Source organism: Thomasclavelia sp. (assembly GCF_017889095.1).
Classification (GTDB): Bacteria; Bacillota_I; Bacilli_A; order Erysipelotrichales; family Coprobacillaceae; genus Thomasclavelia.
Window position 1 is genome coordinate 1 of record NZ_JAGHEW010000152.1, and the last position, 19,414, is coordinate 19,414.

Here is a 19,414-nt window from a genome sequence, read left to right on the forward strand (position 1 = left end):
AATACTGATTGATCATTGTATTTTTTATCGAAGTAACTAAATGATGATAACCTTGCTGGCTATCTTGAAGATGATTTTGATATAATTTAGTTTCATTAATATCCTGGATCAATGTCCCACCAAAAGCAACATTAATAACTTGAATGCCGCGACAAATACCGATGATAGGTTTATTCTTTTCAATAAATTTTTTAATTAATTTCATTTCTAATTCTTCGAGTTCGTTTGGTTCAGTTTCGGTTTTAGGATTACAAGCTGCTCCATAATATTTAGGATCAACATCTTTACCACCGCTTAAAAATAAACCATCACAATAATCACATAAAAAATCAATGGTAGTATCACTGGCTAAACCAATTGTAATGATATCAATATCATTTTTTCTAAACATCTTTAAATATTCCTTAAAAATATAATAAGCACGCTGATCCCCGTAACAACGCATTGGACTTAATAATACTTTACTCATTATTTACCACCTGCCTTATATAATATATTACTAAAATAATAATTAATGTAAAGAAATTTACAAACTAAGTTGAGATTATTTAGACAAGCGTTTTTAGTTATGGTATACTTTATAAGTAAGGAAAAAAAGAGGGATATATAATGAATTTTTTAGATAATATAATTGAACAATTTGGTGCTAAAAATATAATTATTGTTGCAGTTAGTTTACTGGTAATTATTATTACGTTATTTACTTACTGGATGATCAAATTAAAAGGCTATCGTAAAGAAATCGTTGATTTAGAAAATGATTTAAATGCAATCAAGACCCTTCCGATTCAATATCGTTTAGGAAGAGTTAAATCAATTGGTAAAAATATGCCAGAGATAATGGAAAAATATGAAGAATTTGATCTTGAATTTAATGAACTTTTAGAATTGCAAAATAATGAAATCGCACCTTTATTAAATGATATTGATGAACGTTTGTTTTATCGTAAATTAAAAAAAGTACGTAAAGATCTTAATCGCTTAAAAGAAGCAATCGATTCTTATGAAAAACGTTCCAAAGATTTACTGGCAGAAATTGAAGTAATTACAGAAATTGAAAATATTCAGCGCGTAGAAATAATCAAAGTTAAAGAAAAATTTAGAAAAACTAATGATGATTATGCAACTGTAAGATTTAAAATTGAAGATTATGTTCCAGCGATACCAGCAATGTTTAATGATATCGATCAGCGTTTTGTTGAACTTGAAGCATTGATGAATACTCAGCGATTTGATGATGCTAAAGTATCAACTGAAGCAATTGATAAAGATATTGATTTATTAAGTGCTTATTTAAGAGATTTACCAACTTATATTTCGATAGTTCGTAAATACATTCCTAAACGTTTAGATGAGCTAAATAGATCAATTAAAGAAATGAAAGAAAGAAACTTTTCATTAGAAAAGTTAAATACTACAGTTCGTTATAACAAAATTCATAATGATCTAGAAAAAACAATTCAAGCAATCAAAAAATTAGAGTTAGAAGAAGTGGGAACTGCTATCGAAGTTATGACCGATGATATCAACAGCTTAACTTCTGATTTTGAAAAAGAAGAAAATGCATATAGTAAATATGAAGAAGCTCGCAATAATTGTTATAAACATATTGGTCATTTAGACGAAGGACTTAGAAATACTATTGCTTCATTTGAAGAACTTCAAGAAAATTATTTACTAACTGATTATGAAATCAAAGTTAAAGATGATTATGAAGATTTTAAAAAGATATTAGATGAATTAACTGAACTTACTCTAGTAATTGAAAGTAATGATTTTTCATATAGTGTAATGATCGAACAGTTTGATAAACTAATTGAAAGTTGTAAACCATTCGATGATGAATTAAATAAATACATTGAGTTAGAAAACTCACTACGTTTAGAAGAAAAACGAGCTTTAGATGAATTGGAAAATATCAATATCGTATTATTAGAAATTAAATCAGAAATAAAAAATAACCATTTGCCGATGATCAATGAATCATATAAAGATTATATCAATGATTCTTATCAAAAAGCTGATGAAATCTTAAAATTCATTCGTCATCGCCCAATTGATCTGGGTCGTTTATCAATTCAGGTTGATGCTGCTAGAGATGTTATTTATAAATTATATGATAATGTTCATAACTTGATCGTTACTGCAGAAATGGTTGAAGATGCAATCATTTACGGTAATCGTTATCGAACTTCATTTTTAGAAGTTAATACCGAACTTACTAAAGCTGAATTATTATATCGAAATGGTGAATATACTAAAGCTTTAACCACAGCAGTCGATATTATTGAAAAAATAAAACCTGGTTCTTATGAGATGTTAATTAATAAAAACGACACAAAGTCATAGACAAACGTCATGGCTTTGTGTTTTAATTGCATATAAATATATTAAGGGGGTAAAAATGATTTATTTAGATTATGTCGCAACGACACCGTTAAACTCGGAAGTTTTAAATACTTATCATAATTTATTAACTAATTATTTTTTTAATGCTGATTCCATTTATGATAAAGGCATTGAAGTAAATCGTTTAATGGAACATTCACGTAAATTAATTAGTGACTATTTAAAAGTTAGGGAAGATGAATTGATTTTTACTAGCTGTGGCAGTGAAGCTAATAATCTGGCGATTAAAGGTGCTGCTTTTCAATATCAAAATCGTGGTAAACATATTATTACCACAGCGATTGAGCATTCATCAGTTTATGAAACTTGTAAAGAATTAGAAGAAGTATTTGGCTTTGAAGTAACTTATTTAAAGGTAGATAAAAAAGGCTGTATTTCTCTAACAGATTTAGAAAACAGTATTCGTGAAGATACGATCTTAGTTTCAATCATGTATGTTAATAATGAAATTGGGGTAATTAACCCAATTGAAGAAATTAAAAAGATTGTTAAAAAACATCATAAAGTCAAATTACATTTTGATATGGTCCAGGCATTAGGAAAACTGCCGATTGATTTAACTGACGTTGATTTAGCTTCTTTTTCCGCTCATAAAATCTATGGTTTAAAAGGCAGCGGTTTATTATTTAAAAGTCATAAAACAACAATTGTGCCATTGATTAATGGTGGTCAGCAAGAATATGGTTTACGCGGGGGAACATCTAATGCCTGTACGAATATCGTTTTTGCTAAAACGTTGAGGCTGGCATTAGAAAACTTTACAGAAAAAAATGAGCATATCAAAAAAATAAATCAATACTGTCGTAAATGCCTAAAAGAAATAGATGGCATCGTTATTAATAGCGATCCATCAGTATGTATTGATACAATCATTAATTTTTCATGTCTTGGTTATAAACCAGAAGTTATTTTGCATGATTTAGAAACAAAAGAAATATATTTATCGACCCGCAGTGCCTGCTCATCAAAATCAAGCAATATTTCTAGGGTAATGGAACAATTGCATCTTGATGAAAAAGTCGCTTCAAGTGCACTTAGAATTAGTTTTAGTGAACATACTAGTAAAGAAGATATCGATAAATTTTGTTATTATTTACAAGATAGTATGACAAGATTAAAGAAACAGAGGTAAATTATGGAAGCAAATTATATTCTAGTTCGTTTTGGGGAACTAACAACAAAAGGAAAAAATCGTAAATTATTCACAAATCGTCTGTTGAAAAACACTAAAGAAATTTTAGCTGAATTTAAAAGTTTAACTTACGATTTACAACATGATCGGATGTATATTATTTTAAATGGAACTAACTATCAAACAGTTTGTGAAAAATTAAAAACAGTATTTGGAATATATTCATTTTCAGTTGCATATAAAATGGATAAAGATTTAGCACTTGCAAAAAAAGCCGCTTTACAAGTAATTGAATCAAACGCTGGTAAAACATTTAAAATCAATACCAAACGAGCTGATAAAAATTTTCCAGGCAAATCTCAAGATATCAATCGTGAAATAGCTACTTATATTTTTCATCACGCTAATAAAGAATTAAAAGTAGACGTTCATGATCCAGATATTTTAGTAACTGTTGAAATTAGACATGATGCAATTTATGTAATGGATAATATTATCAAAGGTGCTGGCGGATATCCAGTTGGTGTTGGTGGCAAAGCGCTATTGATGATGTCTGGCGGAATTGATTCACCGGTTGCTGGTTATTTGACTTTAAAACGTGGTGTTGATATTGAATGTATTCATTTTGCCGCACCGCCATATACAAATGAACTAGCAAGAGAAAAAGTTCTAGATTTAGTAGATCGTTTAAGACATTTTACTCATGGTAAAATTAAAGTATATGTTGTTAATTTTACCAAATTACAATTAGCAGTTTATGATAACTGCGATGAAAGTTATGCAATGACCGTAATGCGAAGAATGATGTATCGTATTAGTGAAAAAGTAGCTTTAAAAAATCATTGTTTGGCATTAGTTAATGGTGAAAGTATTGGCCAGGTAGCATCGCAAACATTAAATAGTATGCAAGTAATCAATGAAGTAGTTAAATTACCGGTATTAAGACCAGTATTATGTTTAGATAAATTAGAAATTATTGATATTGCAACTAAGATTGATACTTATGATATTTCAATTCGTCCTCATGAAGATTGTTGTACGATCTTTACTCCAAAAGCACCAGCGACAAAACCAAAATCATATAAAGCTGAAGCTTTTGAAGCCGAATTTGATTTTGAAACTTTAATTGACGAATGTGTAGAAACAATTGAAGAAATTGTAATTGATGATAGTTACAAAAAGAATGATGATATTTTTTAATTTTGAAAATTAAAAAATAAAATAGGTATGATTTTTATATTCTGTGACAAGCTATAGTTGTCAGGAGGTGAAAATCATGTCACAAAATTATTCAAGTAAAAACAAATTAGTTGTTCCCGGAGCTCAAAATGCCATTGATCAAATGAAATACGAAATTGCCAATGAATTCGGTGTCAATTTAGGTCCTGAAGCAACTGCTCGTGCTAACGGTTCTGTTGGCGGAGAAATCACTAAAAGATTAGTGGAAATGGGACAAAAACAAATGAGTTCAGGAAACGGTTATAACCGTTCTAAATAGTTATCAAACCCTAGAAAAATTTCTAGGGTTTTTTATTAAAAAAAGCGTATAATTTAAACCATTTGACACAAAATAAAAGTGTCAGGAGGTGAAAGAGATGTCACAAAATTACTCTAGTAAAAACAAATTAGTTGTTCCTGGAGCTCAAAATGCAATTGATCAAATGAAATACGAAATTGCAAATGAATTTGGCGTTAACTTAGGTCCTGATACAACTGCTCGTGCTAACGGTTCTGTCGGAGGAGAAATCACTAAAAGACTTGTTGAGATGGGACAAAAGCAAATGAGTTCATCTAATTATAACCAATCTAAATAAGTTTTTTAAGACTCTAGAAAATAATTCTAGAGTCTTAAATTTTGTATGCCATGCCAGCATACAAAATAAAGAGAGAGGATTGCCGTCCTCTCTCTTTTCTTGTTGGTTCACTGCCAACTTCTACTTTTGACACTATTATTATATCACAAATAAAAAGGATTTGTATAAGATAGAAAATATTTATAAATATGATTCGTCTTTTTTATTTATCATTTTTTGATCTAATGGATATATGTTTATTCTTTTGATTTTTAACTTTGCCCAGTTTTCTTTGCAAATATTATTGACAAGTAAACTTGGCAAAGGAGAAGAGAAGAATGAATAAAGAAGAAATTTTAGCACGTAGTCGTAAGGAAAATGAACATGGAGATGAACGTTATAAAACTATCGAAAGAGAAGCAAATCAAAATGCTTTTTTAGCCGTTGAAACGATATATGCTTGTTTAATTGTTGCATTATTTTTTCAAAAATTTTTTACTGGTAAAGCATTTGCTGATTATCAGGTTTTCTTTTTAGCTTTTTTGATTGGTTATATTGGCCGTTATACAACTAAATATAAATATACTAAAAGCAAAGAACACTTGTTTATAGTTATATGTGGGGTGTTAGGATCGCTTGCCTGTTTATTAAATATCATTGGAAAAGGAATGGGCTGGTTTTAATCATGAATGACAAATTAATTTTAAAAAACCATTTAAAAGAAGCTCGAGCTAAAAAAAAGTTATCCCAATCAGCTTTAGCTAAACTGGTTGGGGTTTCTAGAAATACGATTAGTTCAATTGAAACCGGGCAGTTTAATCCAACGGCAAAACTGGCATTAATTTTATGTATCGCTTTAGATATGAAATTTGAGGATTTGTTTTATTTTGATGAGTAAGATACCAATAAAATGCAGAAGCGCTTTCAGAAAATTATGGTACAATAACAACGGGAGGTATAAGTCATGAATTATACTTACCTAATGCACTGTTACCACCTTTACACAAATGAATATAGAAGTTATCATTCAGTTGGTATTCTTATATCTCATTGTAAAAGAGATAAAGAAGAAAGACTAGTCACCTAGTCTTTCTTTGGGTAACGGTGCAGAAAAAAGCAGGAGTTGGTTGCTCCTGCTTTTCTTTTTTGTGGTTTTGCTACCACCTTTACACATTGTTAGTATATCACAAAAATAAATATGTTTAAAGAAAAAAATACTAACAAAATACCAACAAAATGTGAAAGTGCTTTCAGAAAATTATTGTCATTATTAGTTTTTTTCGGTAAAATATAGTTGATATGTTTTATATTACGAGGAGGAAAAATTAATGGTAAAAGTAATGGCCGTAAACGCTGGAAGTTCATCTTTGAAATTTCAGTTAATTAATATGCCTAGTGAAGAAGTTATTACTTCAGGAATAGTTGAAAGAATTGGACAAGAAAAAGGAAATTTTGAAATGAAATATGCCGGTAAAGAATATCAAAAAGAATGTCCAATTAAAGATCATAGTGTTGCAGTACAACTATTGTTAGATGCTTTAGTTGATTGTAAAGTAGTAGAAAATTTAAACGAAATCGATGCTTGTGGTCATCGTATCGTGCATGGGGGAGAATATTTTAACGATTCGATTAAAGTCGATAGTGATGTGGTTGCTAAAGTTGAAGAATTGGCTGAGTTAGCTCCTTTACATAATCCAGCGCATATTATTGGATATAATGCATTTAAAGAAGCTTTGCCAGAAGTAGAACACGTTTTTGTTTTTGACACTGCATTCCACCAGTCATTAGATCAAGAAAGATATTTATATCCATTACCATACGAATATTACAAAGATTTAAAAGTTCGTAAATATGGTGCTCATGGAACAAGTCATAAATATGTATCACAAACAGTAATCAATATGCTAGGAAATCCTAAACATTCTAGAATCATTGTTTGTCATCTAGGAAATGGTGCCAGTATTTCAGCAGTTGAAGATGGTGTATGTATTGATACATCAATGGGATTTACACCACTTGCTGGGGTAATGATGGGAACAAGAACTGGGGATGTCGACCCTTCAGTTATGCCATATTTATGCAAAAAATTAAATAAATCTGCAGATGAAGTATTAGAAATTTACAATAAAAAATCTGGAATGTTGGGAATTTCTGGAATCTCATCAGATTCTCGGGACATTGAAGATGCCTTATTTAATAAAGGTGATGAACGAGCTTTATTAACTAGCTTGCTATATGCACGAATTGTTTCTAAGTATATTGGTAGCTACTTTGTTGAACTTGGTGGAGTCGATGTAATTGCTTTTACAGCTGGAGTTGGTGAAAATGCTGCATATTTACGTCGTTTGATTATCGATGACTGTTCAAGAGCTTTAGGGGTTCATTTAGATGAAGAAAAAAATAATGTTCGTTCAAAAGAAAATCGCATCATTTCATCTAAATATTCTCAAGTAGAAGTAATGGTCATTCCTACAAATGAAGAAGTCATGATTGCTCGAGATACCGTTAGAATTCTTGGTTTATAAACTCTGATTATTCAGAGTTTTTTTGTTTATTAAATTAATTAAATATGTTATAGTTTGATTTATGAAAAGAGGTTTTGTTATGTATGATGAAATTGTAAAAAAAATCGAAGAGTATGACTATATTGCAATCTATCGCCATGTTAGTCCTGATTATGATGCTTTTGGCAGTCAAATGGGAATGTATGATCTAGTTAAACAAACTTATCCTGAAAAAACAGTTTATGTTTGTGGTGATTTTAGTTCGGATTTAGTTACTAAATTTAAAGTAGCAGCCTGTTTTGATCAGGTTGATTATCATTTAGGAGTCTTAGGTATCGTTGTTGATACAGCTAATCAAGAACGTATCGATGATCAAGATTATCATTTATGTAAAGAATTGATCAAAATCGATCATCATTTAGTAGTGGATAGTTATGGTGATATCAACTTAGAAGACAGTACTGCAAGTTCAGCTAGCCAGTTAGTTTGTGATTTATATCAAAACACTAATTTAAAGTTATCAGTTGATGGTGCAACAGCTTTATATATGGGAATTATTGGTGATACATCACGCTTTTTATATCAAAGTACTGATGAACGGACTTTTAAAGCAGCGAGTGCTTTATTAGAAACAGGAATCGACATTAGTGAAATTTATGATACGATGTATTTAAAAAAAGCAACAGAATTACAAATCAACAAGTTCATTTTGAATAATTATCATGTTGATGGTAATATTGCTTATTACATTTTAAAAGATGAGGATTTAAAACAATTGAATATTAGTCGTGAACGGGGTTCTGATTATGTTAATGTTTTATCAGGCATTGAAGAGTATTATATTTGGATGGCAATTACTGAAAACAAAGTTGATGATAATTGGCGTGTAAGTCTAAGATCAAGGCAATATGCTGTTAATCAGGTAGCTCAAAAATATAATGGCGGTGGTCATAAATTAGCTAGTGGAGCTAAACTTACTAGTTTAGAGCAGTTAGATGATTTAATTGTTGATTTAAAGGAGTTAATCAATGAACAAAATTAAAAACTATTTTATGGATTTTATCGAAAATTTTCATTTTCGTAAACACACTCCTAAAGCAAGAGTCGTTAAACGTTTTGCTTTAGGTAAAGCCTTAGTAATTACTTTAATTATCGCGACAATTTTAGAATATTGGTTATTATTACCACTAAATTTCCGTTCACCTTTGTTTATTGGCTTTTTTTGCTTTTTATTAATTATTTTTAATCTTTTTTACTTTATTTTAAAAGCCGGGATTGACAAACTCTCTAAAGTAACTTTGGCTTTAATTCCTATTTTAGCTTTATATGTTGGTTTAGGCAGTTTAATCAGTTCACCAGTTTTTAATGCTACAAAATATCAAAAACAGTTGAATTTAGACAAAAAAGCTGATTTTTATCAAGATAACCAGACGATTTCTTACCAGTCAATTCCTGTGGTTGATCGTGATAGTGCGATAAAATTAGGAGATCGTAAAATGGGGGAAATGGTTGATTATGTTTCTCAGTTTGAAGTTGATGAATCTTACGAACAAATTAATTTCAAAGATACCCCTTATCGGGTAACACCATTAGAGTATAGTAACATTATTAAATGGTTCACTAATCGTAGTGATGGATTGCCAGCTTATATTCGCGTCAACATGGTTAGTCAGGAATCCGAAGTTGTTAAACTAGATGAAGGAATGAAATATTCTAAATCAGAACATTTTGGCAGAAAGATCGAACGTCATTTACGAGCTAATTATCCAACTTTAATGTTTGATACTTTAGCTTTTGAAATCAATGATGATGGAATTCCATACTGGATTGCCCCGGTTTATAATTATACGATTGGTCTTTTTGGTGGAAAAGATATTACCGGTGCTGTTTTAGTAAATGCTATTAATGGCGATCATAAATATTATGATATTGATGATGTCCCTGAATGGGTCGATCGCGCTTATCCTTCTGAATTGGTTTTAACGCAATTAGAAAACTATGGTAAATATACTAATGGTTTCTTTAATACTATTTTTTCTCAAAAAGGTGTATTACAGCCAACTTCTGGGTATAATTATGTAGCAATCGATGATGATGTTTATTTATATACGGGAATGACTTCGGTAAGTAATGATGCTTCTAATGTCGGTTTTGCGATGATCAATTTACGAACTAAACAAGGTAAATTTTATGATATTTCTGGAGCTGAAGAATATTCAGCAATGTCATCAGCCGAAGGACAGGTGCAAAATCTAAAATATACTGCAACATTTCCAATCTTGATCAATGCTGGTGGGGTACCAACATATTTCTTATCTTTAAAAGATGATGCAAATCTTGTAAAAAAATATGCTTTTGTCAGCGTTGAAAATTATCAAATCGTTGCTACTGGTGATAGTGTAGCTCAGGCTGAACAAGCTTATTATGCTTTACTGGAAGCAAATGGCAAAAAAACCGAAACTGATGATTATCAGGCAACCAAACTAACAGGAACGATTAATGCCATTAGTGAAGCCGTAGTTGATGGTAACAGTACTTATTATTTCACTTTAGAAGGTAATGAAACAATCTTTATTAGCGACATTAGTTTATCACAAAAATTACCACTAGCTAAAGTAGGTGATGTAGTTACGATCGAATATGTAAACAGTAAAGATGATAGTGAAGTAATTACTAAAATTGAATTCAATTAATCAAATAACCCAATAGCAAAAAACTATTGGGTTTTAATTTAACACTATTAACTAAATCTTAACACAAATTGGCACTTTTCTTAATGAAAAATAGATTTAAAATTGGTACACTAGAACTTGGAATAGTTATGATGAAAGGTTAAGATAAAGATGAAAAAAATAGGTATCGCAATAATTGGATTAGTATTATTATGTTTGATTGTGGTCAGCAGTTTTGGTTTTAATACTAGTGAAACTAAAACAATTACCTTAAATGGATCGACTTCGATGGAAAAAATGGTCAATGCTTTTAAAGATGGCATCAATGATGAATATCCTAATTTAAGTTTAGAACCTCAGTTCACAGGTTCTAGTGCTGGAATTGAAGCGGTCATTGATGGTACTAGTGTAATTGGTAATTCATCAAGAAGTTTAAAAGAAAGTGAACTAAGCCAGGGATTAGTTGAAAATGTTGTTGCTATCGATGCTATTGCAATCGTTACCGATATGCATAATTCAACTGATAATTTAACTAAAGAACAATTGATCGATATTTATACTGGTAAAATTCGTAATTGGAAAGAAGTAGGTGGACCGGACTTACCAATAGTTGTTGTTGGTAGAGAAGCTGGTTCAGGAACTCGAAGCGCTTTTGAAGAACTTCTAGGAATCGAAGATCAGTGTCAATATGCAAATGAGGTAAATGAATCAGGACCAATCGTTGCTAAAATGCAGTCAATTCCTGGAGCAATTGGTTATGTTTCTTTGGATGTAGTTGATAAAAATACTAAGATTTTATCAATTGATGGCATCAAAGCAACTGATAAAACAATTAAAGATGGCACTTATTTATTACAACGTCCTTTTGTAATGGTAACTAAAGGAGAAATTGAAAAACAAAGTAAAGAAGTCCAGGATTTATTTGATTTTATTTATAGTGAAAGTGGTCGTAAAATTATTGAGGCTGTTGGCTTAGTGGCAATAGAAAAATAACGCAGTAAATGCGTTATTTTTTGTATAATGGGATAAATTCTGGACAAAGCTGTAAAAATTCCTCACTTGATTTAATTCTTTGTAAATAACATTTATTTAACAGAGCTAACATTTTAGTTTGACCGATTTGTTTTGTAAGCAAATCAAATAGATACGGCCCTTTATAATAATGAATTGCAAAACGATCTTTAGTTGTTTCATCCACCGCTTTTAAACTAGACATATTTTGAGTTTTTATTTTATATTGATTAATTAATGTATTATAGGCATCATTACCATATTTTTCTTTTAAAAGCAGTAAGCCGCTAAATTGGGCAAAGGTTTCATTGATCCAGTTATCATGAAAATCCAAGTTTCCATTAGACCACCATAAATGGGAGATTTCATGGCTTAAATGTAAATAAGTATCTTGATCTAATCCTTCAATGCGATCAACTAGACAAATTAGATTATTTCGAACATAAGCGCCATTTTCATAGCGGGGATTTAAAACTAAATCAAGATGATCATAATCACAAGGACCAAAAAGATTAGTATAGGATTCATAAATTTCATTAGCGATAACAGCCATCTGTTTAATTTTATTTAGATCATGATAATAATGATAAAAAATACTGACATTATCTTTGCAATGTTGATAAACATAGTCCTGATGATAAATGATCAAAGTAATAGTATAAGCATTTTTTACTAATTGATAATAATGATCATCTTGTAATTTATAACCGACAGCCTTAAATTGATCGGGTAAGGTTAAAAATACTTCAAAATCATATTTTTGGATATCTACAAACAAAGGAATAATTGCTGATTGGATATCTGCTTCAAGATAGTTTTCGGTTTTAGTTTGACTCGTATTTTGGGGTACGACAATATTACCACTAAAGGATATTGATAGATTTTCTTGATGTAAAATTAATACTTGTCGATAAATTTGATTAACTTGTTTTTGATCAATGATTGTACCAGTACAATCATTAATTTGATAACCATTATTAATCATGAACCAGTCTTGTTTACAAGTTAAATCATTAAAAATAACATTTCCTGTAAAATAAAAATCAGCAGTAATATTTAAAGATACAGTACATTTCATAACCATTCTCCTTTTATAATTATTATCATACATCAAAAATGATAATAATTGTTGATTTATTGGATAATTTGTTGTATCTATTTAAATCAATATTTGTTTAAATGGTAAAATATGGTATAATCAAACAGTGAATTGAGGTGGATAGATTGAAAGCAAAAGTTTTAGTTGTAGATGATGAAAAAGATATTCGAGAGTTAATTAAATTTTACTTGAATAAAGAAGGTTTTGAGGTGCTTGAAGCTGGTAATGGTGAAGAAGCTTTAGAAATCTTTGAAAATGAATATATTGATTTAGGAATAATTGATGTAATGATGCCAGTTATGGATGGTTTTGAACTGGTTGAAAGTTTAAAAGAGTTTAAAGATATTCCGGTTATCATGTTAACTGCTAAAGGTGAAAGTAAAGATAAATTAAGAGGCTTTTCAGTAGGGGTTGATGATTATGTCGTTAAACCATTTGATCCTTCAGAACTGATGGCGCGAATTCGTGCTGTATTAAAACGTTATAGTGTTAATACTTCAAATATTGTTAAATTAAATGAAGTAGAGTTTGATGGTGATAAATATGAGATTCGCTATCACGATGAAACTATTCATTTACCATTAAAACAATTTGAATTAGTATTCGAACTAGCTAAACATCCTGATCAAATTTTTAGTCGTGAGCAACTAATCGAAAAAATTTGGGGTATGGATTATGATGGGTTCGATCGAACAGTTGATGTTCATATTAAAAGAATCCGCGAGAATTTAGGTCATTTACCGGGATTTAAAGTAGTTACTGTGCGTGGATTAGGATATAAGGTTGAAGTAGAATGATGAAATCAATATATGGAAAACTAATTTGTGGTTTCTTAATTACGATCATTTTTAGTTTTTCGGTTTCTGCATATATTGCTTTAAAAAGTAATTATGATCAAATTGATGATATGACCCAAACAGAATTATCCGCGACCAGCGATTTTATTGCCAGTGTAATAAAAAATGTTAGTTCTGAAAATATTAGTGATATTTTAAATAAATATGCTAATAGTTCTGATGTTAATATTGCACTTTATTCACCAGTGATGGGGTATTATTCTTTTGGAAAATCATCAATCAAAGCACCAGAGAAGCAACTATTACAAGAATATTATTATGATGATAGTAAAAATGCTATTTATGGTGAAATGAATAATTGTCAAACTTATGGGGGATTAGTAGAAATTGGTGAAACAAAAGCGTATCTGTTTATTCAAAAAGATACTAGCTATGAAAAAAGAGTTTTTGCCAATTCGTCGCTATTGATCTTAGGCTGTGTTTTTTTGACGGGAAATCTTGTTTTTTTAGCGATTGCTGATATTATTGTAAAACCAATTACCAGACTTACCAAAGCAACGAAAGAATTATCTAAAGGTAATTATAATGTTCGGGTCAATTATGTTGGTGATGATGAAATTTCACAGTTGAATCAGGGCTTTAACCAAATGGCTCAGCAGTTAGCTAAACAGGAGGAAGTTAGACAAAAGTTTATTTCTGATATTTCTCACGAATTTCAAACGCCGCTAACGGCTATTCAAGGTTTTGCTAATATTTTAAAAGAAGAAGATTTGCCCAAAGAACAGCGTCAAAAATATGCTGATATTATTTTATTTCATTCAAAACGTTTATCAACATTATCTAAAAATATGTTACAGCTAACTTTATTAGAACGTGAGGAAGTTGAATTAGAATTTACGACTTATTCAATTATTGAACAATTAATCAGAGTTATTTCGACACAAGAAAATCAAGCTATTTTAAAAGATATTGAAATTCAATTCGAACGACCTCGTAAAGATATTATGATCTATGGAGATGAACAGCGTCTAGAACAAGTTTGGATCAATTTAATTTCTAATGCGATCAAATATACCGATAACGGTGGTTTAATTACCGTTAGTGTTAAAAAGACTTCCAGAGAAGTTGAAGTAAGCGTTGAAGATACTGGTCATGGAATGTCTAGAGATACCATTTCACATATTTTTGAACGTTTTTATCGCGAAGAAAAAGCGCGTTCAGTAGAAGGAAATGGATTAGGGTTATCAATCGTTAAATCGATTGTTGATTTACATGGTGGAACCATTGATGTAATATCACAGGTTGATGTAGGATCAACTTTTATAGTAAAATTGCCAAGTGAAAGAAAATTTTTTGATTTAAAAGATAAATTATCTTTAAATAGAAAGGAACAGTAATGGAATTATTAAAACAAAGAATATTAAAAGACGGAATTGTAATCATGCCAGATATTTTACGAGTAGACAGTTTCTTAAATCATCAAATTGATTGTACGTTATATCGGCAAATTGCTAAGGAATTTAAAGAAAGATTTAAGAATGTAAAAGTTAATAAAATTTTAACGATCGAAGCATCAGGAATCGGAATTGCACTAGCAACAGCCTTTGAATTTGATGATGTTCCCGTAGTTTTTGCCAAAAAAGGAACAGCTAAAACAACTAGTACGCATTTATATACGGCTAAAGTACATTCATTTACTAAAGGAATTGACTATGATGCAATCGTAAGTAAAAAATATTTAAGTGAAGATGATCAAATTTTGATCATTGATGATTTTTTAGCTAACGGACAAGCAGTATTAGGGTTAATTGATATTATCAAACAAGCTGGCGCAAGTGTAGCTGGAGTAGGAATCGTTGTAGAAAAAGGATTCCAGGATGGCCGTAAATTAATTGAAGAAAATGGGTATCGAGTAGAATCTCTAGCAATCGTTGATGCGTTTAAAGACGGTAAGGTGATTTTAAGATAGTGAGAGGATATAAATGTATTTAAAAAGAATTGAATTACATGGTTTTAAATCATTTGCTGATAAAATAAACATTGAGTTTCAGCCAGGAATTACCGGAATCGTGGGACCTAACGGTTGTGGTAAGTCCAATATTTCCGATGCGGTACGCTGGGTTTTAGGTGAACAGTCAGTCAAGTCATTACGCGGTGCCAATATGGCCGATGTAATTTTTGCCGGCAGTGAAGATCGACGGGCCCAAAATTTAGCGGAAGTTACTTTAGTTTTTGATAATAGTGATCATTTCATGAAATATGATTATAATGAAGTTGAAATTACACGTCGCTTATATCGTCAAAATAACGAAGCGGAATACTTGATCAATAAACAGACTTGTCGGTTAAAAGATATTGTTGATTTGATCATGGATACCGGTTTAGGAAAAGATTCTTTATCGATCATTTCTCAAGGAAATATTTCATCATTTGCGGATAATAAACCGGAAGAAAGAAGAGGGATCTTTGAAGATGCGGCTGGTGTTTCTAAGTATAAAAAAAGAAAATTAGAATCGATCCGTAAATTAGAAAGAACTAAAGAAAATTTAGAGAGAATTGGTGATATTGTTGGTGAATTAGAAAAACAAGTCGGACCATTAAAACGCCAAAAGGAAAAAGCGGAAAAGTATTTGGATTTAAAAGAAAAATTAACTGCCGTTGAAGTTAATGTTCTGGTCAAAGAAGCAACAGATGCTAAAAAATCTTTAGATTTATTAAGTAAGGAAATTAAAGATTTAAATGAACGCCAGGCTTTATTAGATGGAGACATTTTGCTAAAAGAAGGCAATAACGATGAAATTAAAAAGAAGATGTTTCAATTAGACCAGGAAGTAAATGATTTACAAAGTAATTTATTAGAAGCTGTTTCAAATGTTTCTAAATTAGAAAGTGCTAAAATAGAAATTGATCAAAAACGAAAACATGCTCTGCAAACGATGAGTCAAGAAAATATTCAAGAAAACATTGCGAATATGAAAGCTATTTTAAGCGATATTGTTAATGAATATAATGATCGAGTTGAACGTTTAAATGAAACTAGTCAAGATCTTAAACAATTAACAGTTGACCAGGATAAACGAAATCATCGTTTGAATGAATTAAAAAACGAATTAAATCAATTATCTAATTTAATTAATAAAAATCGTTCTCGTAAAGAAATGCTTTTAGATACTTTAGAAAGTAAAAACAACTATCATCAAAGTATTAAAACAGTCTTAAATTTAGCCAAAAGTAATAAAAATATTATTGGTGTTTTAGGGGAATTGATTACTACTAAAAATGGTTATGAACTGGCATTATCTTCTAGTTTAGGTGGTGCTATTGAATTTGTTGTTACTAAAGATGATGCTACTGCTAGGGAAACCATTAAATTTTTACGAAACAACAAAGCAGGACGAGCTACTTTTTTACCAGTAGAAACAATGAAACCGCGTCAAATTCGTCCTGAACATTTAGCAGTTTGCCAAACTATGGATGGTTTTTTAGGAATTGCCAGTGATTTTGTTGAATTTGACAGTAAAATTGCCAATGTTGTATTAAACCAAATTGGAAATGTTATTATCGCTAAAAATCTAGAAACCGCTAATGCAATTAGTAAAGCAGTTTTTTCTCGCTATAAAGTTGTTTCATTAGAAGGTGATATTGTTAATGTTGGTGGATCTTTAACTGGTGGGAGCATGAATCATCAGCGTTCATCACTAGTCCAAAAAAGACAGTTAGAACAGTTGGCAGACGAATTAGAAAAACAAGAAGTAGAATTTGTTAAAAAACGACAATTACATAATGCTTTAGACAACGAAATCAAAGAAGTAGCCCATACGCTATTACAAAAACAGATGGCATTTGCCAAACTTGAAGTCGTTGTTCAAAGTAAAAAAGAAGAATTATTAAAAGCTAAATCTGAATATGAATCATTAAGTGAACAAAGTGTTGAATTAGATGATTTTGCTTCAGGTAAAGCAGAAAATAAATTAATTGATCAGTTAAATGAAGCAATCAAATATCGTGACTCTTTAACTGAAGAAATCAAGACTAAACGAGAAGTGCGAATGGCTTACGCCAACCAAAATGAAAGTCTTGATGTTGAGTTAAGAGAGTTAAGAAAAGAACAAAAAGAAATTCAAAATTCAATTAATGAAAGTACAATCAAAGCAACTAAGTTAGAAACGATGTTAAATAACTATTTAACTCGTTTAAACGATGAATATCATATGACTTATGAATATGCTTTAGAACAATACAATGATCAAATTGATATTGAACAGGCAAAACATGATGTTTATGAATTAAAATTACAAATTAATCGTTTAGGAAATGTTAACCTAGATGCAATTGAAGAATATAAAGTTATTAGTGAACGTTATGAAAATATGAATAAACAGCGAATTGATCTAATTGATGCCCAAGATCGCATCTTGGCTGCAATTAAAGAAATGGATGAAATCATGGTTGAACGTTTTTCATCAACTTTTGAAAAGATCAATGAAGAATTTAATCATGTTTTTAGAAGTTTATTTGGTGGTGGTCGGGCTAAAATTAAATATAGCGACCCAACTAATATTTTAGAAACTGGAATTGATATTGATGTTCAGCCCCCTGGTAAAGCAGTCCAAAATATTACGTTATTTTCTGGGGGAGAAAAGGCTTTAATTGCCATTTCTTGTCTATTTGCAATTTTACGAGTCAAACCAATTCCAATGTGCATTCTTGATGAAGTTGAAGCTGCTTTAGATATTGCTAATGTGGAACGTTTTGCTAAATATTTAAGAGAGTTTTCAAAAACAACCCAGTTTATCGTTGTTACGCATCGTGAAGGAACGATGGAAGAATGTGATTTGCTTTATGGGGCAACGATGCAACAAAAAGGTGTTACTAAATTAGTAAGTGTAAAACTGGAAGAGGCAATTGATTTGTCAAATCCAGAGTAAGGAGGATAAGATGGGATTTTTTAGTCAAATTAAAGAAAAGTTTGTTGGTAAATCAGCTAAACAAAACGAAAAATATGTGGCTGGTCTTGACCGTTCGAATACAACATTATCAGATCGCATCAATGAACTGGCAGCCCGTTTTAGAGAAATTAATGATGAATATTTTGAAGAATTAGAAAACGTCTTGATCATGTCTGATGTTGGTGTTTCTATGGTTTTAAAAATCGTTTCGGAAATCAAAAATGAAGTTCGTTTACAAAACATCACTGATCCTAAAGAAATAAATGAAATTATTATCGATAAAATGTTTGTCATCTATGCCAATGACAGCGTCATGACAACAAAGATCAATTATGCCAAAGATGGTTTAACCGTAATATTGATGGTTGGTGTTAATGGTGCTGGTAAAACAACAACAATCGGTAAATTAGCACATCGAATTATTAATGATGAAGGTAAATCAGTAATGGTTGCTGCTGGTGATACTTTTAGAGCTGGAGCGATTGATCAGCTTGCTGTATGGGCCAATCGAGTTGGTGTAGACATCGTCAAAGGAAAAGAAGGTGGCGATCCTTCAGCGGTAGTTTTTGACGCTTTAAAGCAGGCTAAAGAAAAAAATGTTGATGTCTTAATTTGTGATACAGCTGGACGATTACAAAACAAAGTTAATCTAATGAAAGAATTAGAAAAAATGAATCGGATCATCAAACGCGAAATTCCAGATGCGCCTCAAGAAACTTTACTTGTCGTTGATGCTACAACGGGACAAAATGGAGTATCTCAGGCAATTGAATTTTCGAAGATCACTGATGTCACTGGTCTAGTTTTAACAAAAATGGATGGAACTGCAAAAGGGGGAATCGTTCTATCAATTAAAGATCAACTAAATATTCCTGTAAAATTCATTGGCTTAGGTGAAAGTGTTGATGACTTACAAGAATTTGATCTTGAACAATATATTTATGGACTTTGTAAGAATTTAGTTGAGGCATAAAATGGAAGATAGTTTAGAAAAAACTCAGCGAATTAATTTGCTGTTAGATTGTTATGGTGATTTGTTGACCGCTAA

At 30.7% G+C, this 19,414-nt stretch carries 18 protein-coding genes; 16 read left to right on the forward strand and 2 right to left on the reverse strand.

What is annotated here, in order from left to right:
- Positions 1-469: gamma-glutamyl-gamma-aminobutyrate hydrolase family protein (locus J7M77_RS06945; protein WP_296877109.1), on the reverse strand; the 469-nt coding region annotated here is incomplete at its 3' end.
- A gap of 140 nt (positions 470-609) precedes the next feature.
- Between J7M77_RS06945 and J7M77_RS06950 the strand changes: the two genes are divergently transcribed.
- The 11 genes from J7M77_RS06950 (at position 610) to J7M77_RS07000 (ending at position 11,503) form a co-directional block, all read left to right on the forward strand.
- Entirely contained in the window at positions 610-2,349 is a 1,740-nt protein-coding gene (locus tag J7M77_RS06950; RefSeq protein ID WP_296877110.1) for a septation ring formation regulator EzrA, read from the forward strand.
- Positions 2,350-2,404: 55 nt separating this feature from the next.
- The gene (locus J7M77_RS06955; protein ID WP_296877111.1) at positions 2,405-3,541 is read left to right on the forward strand and encodes a cysteine desulfurase family protein; all 1,137 of its coding nucleotides are present in this window, start codon (positions 2,405-2,407) and stop codon (positions 3,539-3,541) included.
- A gap of 3 nt (positions 3,542-3,544) precedes the next feature.
- Positions 3,545-4,741: a tRNA uracil 4-sulfurtransferase ThiI gene (thiI, locus tag J7M77_RS06960; RefSeq protein ID WP_296877112.1), complete on the forward strand. Its 1,197-nt coding sequence runs from the start codon at positions 3,545-3,547 to the stop codon at positions 4,739-4,741.
- 76 nt (positions 4,742-4,817) lie between these two features.
- On the forward strand, positions 4,818-5,039 hold the full coding sequence (locus J7M77_RS06965; protein ID WP_296877113.1) for an alpha/beta-type small acid-soluble spore protein: 222 nt from the start codon (positions 4,818-4,820) through the stop codon (positions 5,037-5,039).
- A 97-nt stretch (positions 5,040-5,136) separates the two neighbouring features.
- The gene (locus tag J7M77_RS06970) at positions 5,137-5,355 is read left to right on the forward strand and encodes an alpha/beta-type small acid-soluble spore protein (protein ID WP_296877114.1); all 219 of its coding nucleotides are present in this window, start codon (positions 5,137-5,139) and stop codon (positions 5,353-5,355) included.
- Between the two features lie 317 nt (positions 5,356-5,672).
- Positions 5,673-6,017, forward strand: a complete 345-nt coding sequence (locus tag J7M77_RS06975; protein WP_296877115.1) for a DUF6442 family protein — start codon at positions 5,673-5,675, stop codon at positions 6,015-6,017.
- A 2-nt stretch (positions 6,018-6,019) separates the two neighbouring features.
- A complete protein-coding gene (locus J7M77_RS06980; protein ID WP_296877116.1) occupies positions 6,020-6,232 on the forward strand; it encodes a helix-turn-helix transcriptional regulator in 213 nt (70 codons plus the stop codon).
- Between the two features lie 430 nt (positions 6,233-6,662).
- A complete protein-coding gene (locus J7M77_RS06985) occupies positions 6,663-7,859 on the forward strand; it encodes an acetate/propionate family kinase (RefSeq protein ID WP_296877117.1) in 1,197 nt (398 codons plus the stop codon).
- Between the two features lie 79 nt (positions 7,860-7,938).
- A complete protein-coding gene (locus J7M77_RS06990; RefSeq protein ID WP_296877118.1) occupies positions 7,939-8,880 on the forward strand; it encodes a bifunctional oligoribonuclease/PAP phosphatase NrnA in 942 nt (313 codons plus the stop codon).
- The gene (locus tag J7M77_RS06995; RefSeq protein ID WP_296877119.1) at positions 8,867-10,531 is read left to right on the forward strand and encodes a CvpA family protein; all 1,665 of its coding nucleotides are present in this window, start codon (positions 8,867-8,869) and stop codon (positions 10,529-10,531) included. The genes J7M77_RS06990 and J7M77_RS06995 overlap by 14 nt, the downstream gene beginning before the upstream one ends.
- A 150-nt stretch (positions 10,532-10,681) precedes the next feature.
- A complete protein-coding gene (locus J7M77_RS07000) occupies positions 10,682-11,503 on the forward strand; it encodes a phosphate ABC transporter substrate-binding protein (protein WP_296877120.1) in 822 nt (273 codons plus the stop codon).
- A 13-nt stretch (positions 11,504-11,516) separates the two neighbouring features.
- Here the strand turns inward: J7M77_RS07000 and J7M77_RS07005 are convergent, their stop codons facing one another.
- A complete protein-coding gene (locus J7M77_RS07005) occupies positions 11,517-12,599 on the reverse strand; it encodes a hypothetical protein (RefSeq protein WP_296877121.1) in 1,083 nt (360 codons plus the stop codon).
- 146 nt (positions 12,600-12,745) lie between these two features.
- Between J7M77_RS07005 and J7M77_RS07010 the strand changes: the two genes are divergently transcribed.
- From J7M77_RS07010 to ftsY, 5 genes are read left to right on the forward strand one after another with little or no spacing between them, the layout of a single operon-like run.
- Positions 12,746-13,417: a response regulator transcription factor gene (locus J7M77_RS07010; RefSeq protein WP_367236894.1), complete on the forward strand. Its 672-nt coding sequence runs from the start codon at positions 12,746-12,748 to the stop codon at positions 13,415-13,417.
- The gene (locus J7M77_RS07015) at positions 13,414-14,814 is read left to right on the forward strand and encodes a HAMP domain-containing sensor histidine kinase (protein ID WP_296877123.1); all 1,401 of its coding nucleotides are present in this window, start codon (positions 13,414-13,416) and stop codon (positions 14,812-14,814) included. Before J7M77_RS07010 ends, J7M77_RS07015 begins: the two co-directional genes overlap by 4 nt.
- The gene (locus J7M77_RS07020) at positions 14,814-15,386 is read left to right on the forward strand and encodes a xanthine phosphoribosyltransferase (RefSeq protein WP_296877124.1); all 573 of its coding nucleotides are present in this window, start codon (positions 14,814-14,816) and stop codon (positions 15,384-15,386) included. The genes J7M77_RS07015 and J7M77_RS07020 overlap by 1 nt, the downstream gene beginning before the upstream one ends.
- A gap of 13 nt (positions 15,387-15,399) precedes the next feature.
- Entirely contained in the window at positions 15,400-18,345 is a 2,946-nt protein-coding gene (locus tag J7M77_RS07025; protein ID WP_296877125.1) for a chromosome segregation protein SMC, read from the forward strand.
- A 10-nt stretch (positions 18,346-18,355) separates the two neighbouring features.
- The gene (gene ftsY / locus J7M77_RS07030) at positions 18,356-19,339 is read left to right on the forward strand and encodes a signal recognition particle-docking protein FtsY (protein ID WP_296877126.1); all 984 of its coding nucleotides are present in this window, start codon (positions 18,356-18,358) and stop codon (positions 19,337-19,339) included.
- Positions 19,340-19,414 lie beyond the last annotated feature (75 nt).

Excerpts from the sequence above, each read along its gene's own strand:
- J7M77_RS06950 (WP_296877110.1), top strand. The coding sequence starts at position 610 with ATGAATTTTTTAGATAATATAATTGAACAATTTGGTGCTAAAAATATA.
- J7M77_RS06955 (WP_296877111.1), top strand. The coding sequence starts at position 2,405 with ATGATTTATTTAGATTATGTCGCAACGACACCGTTAAACTCGGAAGTT.
- thiI (WP_296877112.1), top strand. The coding sequence starts at position 3,545 with ATGGAAGCAAATTATATTCTAGTTCGTTTTGGGGAACTAACAACAAAA.
- J7M77_RS06965 (WP_296877113.1), top strand. The coding sequence starts at position 4,818 with ATGTCACAAAATTATTCAAGTAAAAACAAATTAGTTGTTCCCGGAGCT.
- J7M77_RS06970 (WP_296877114.1), top strand. The coding sequence starts at position 5,137 with ATGTCACAAAATTACTCTAGTAAAAACAAATTAGTTGTTCCTGGAGCT.
- J7M77_RS06975 (WP_296877115.1), top strand. The coding sequence starts at position 5,673 with ATGAATAAAGAAGAAATTTTAGCACGTAGTCGTAAGGAAAATGAACAT.
- J7M77_RS06980 (WP_296877116.1), top strand. The coding sequence starts at position 6,020 with ATGAATGACAAATTAATTTTAAAAAACCATTTAAAAGAAGCTCGAGCT.
- J7M77_RS06985 (WP_296877117.1), top strand. The coding sequence starts at position 6,663 with ATGGTAAAAGTAATGGCCGTAAACGCTGGAAGTTCATCTTTGAAATTT.
- J7M77_RS06990 (WP_296877118.1), top strand. The coding sequence starts at position 7,939 with ATGTATGATGAAATTGTAAAAAAAATCGAAGAGTATGACTATATTGCA.
- J7M77_RS06995 (WP_296877119.1), top strand. The coding sequence starts at position 8,867 with ATGAACAAAATTAAAAACTATTTTATGGATTTTATCGAAAATTTTCAT.
- J7M77_RS07000 (WP_296877120.1), top strand. The coding sequence starts at position 10,682 with ATGAAAAAAATAGGTATCGCAATAATTGGATTAGTATTATTATGTTTG.
- J7M77_RS07005 (WP_296877121.1), bottom strand. The coding sequence starts at position 12,599 with ATGAAATGTACTGTATCTTTAAATATTACTGCTGATTTTTATTTTACA.
- J7M77_RS07015 (WP_296877123.1), top strand. The coding sequence starts at position 13,414 with ATGATGAAATCAATATATGGAAAACTAATTTGTGGTTTCTTAATTACG.
- J7M77_RS07020 (WP_296877124.1), top strand. The coding sequence starts at position 14,814 with ATGGAATTATTAAAACAAAGAATATTAAAAGACGGAATTGTAATCATG.
- J7M77_RS07025 (WP_296877125.1), top strand. The coding sequence starts at position 15,400 with ATGTATTTAAAAAGAATTGAATTACATGGTTTTAAATCATTTGCTGAT.
- ftsY (WP_296877126.1), top strand. The coding sequence starts at position 18,356 with ATGGGATTTTTTAGTCAAATTAAAGAAAAGTTTGTTGGTAAATCAGCT.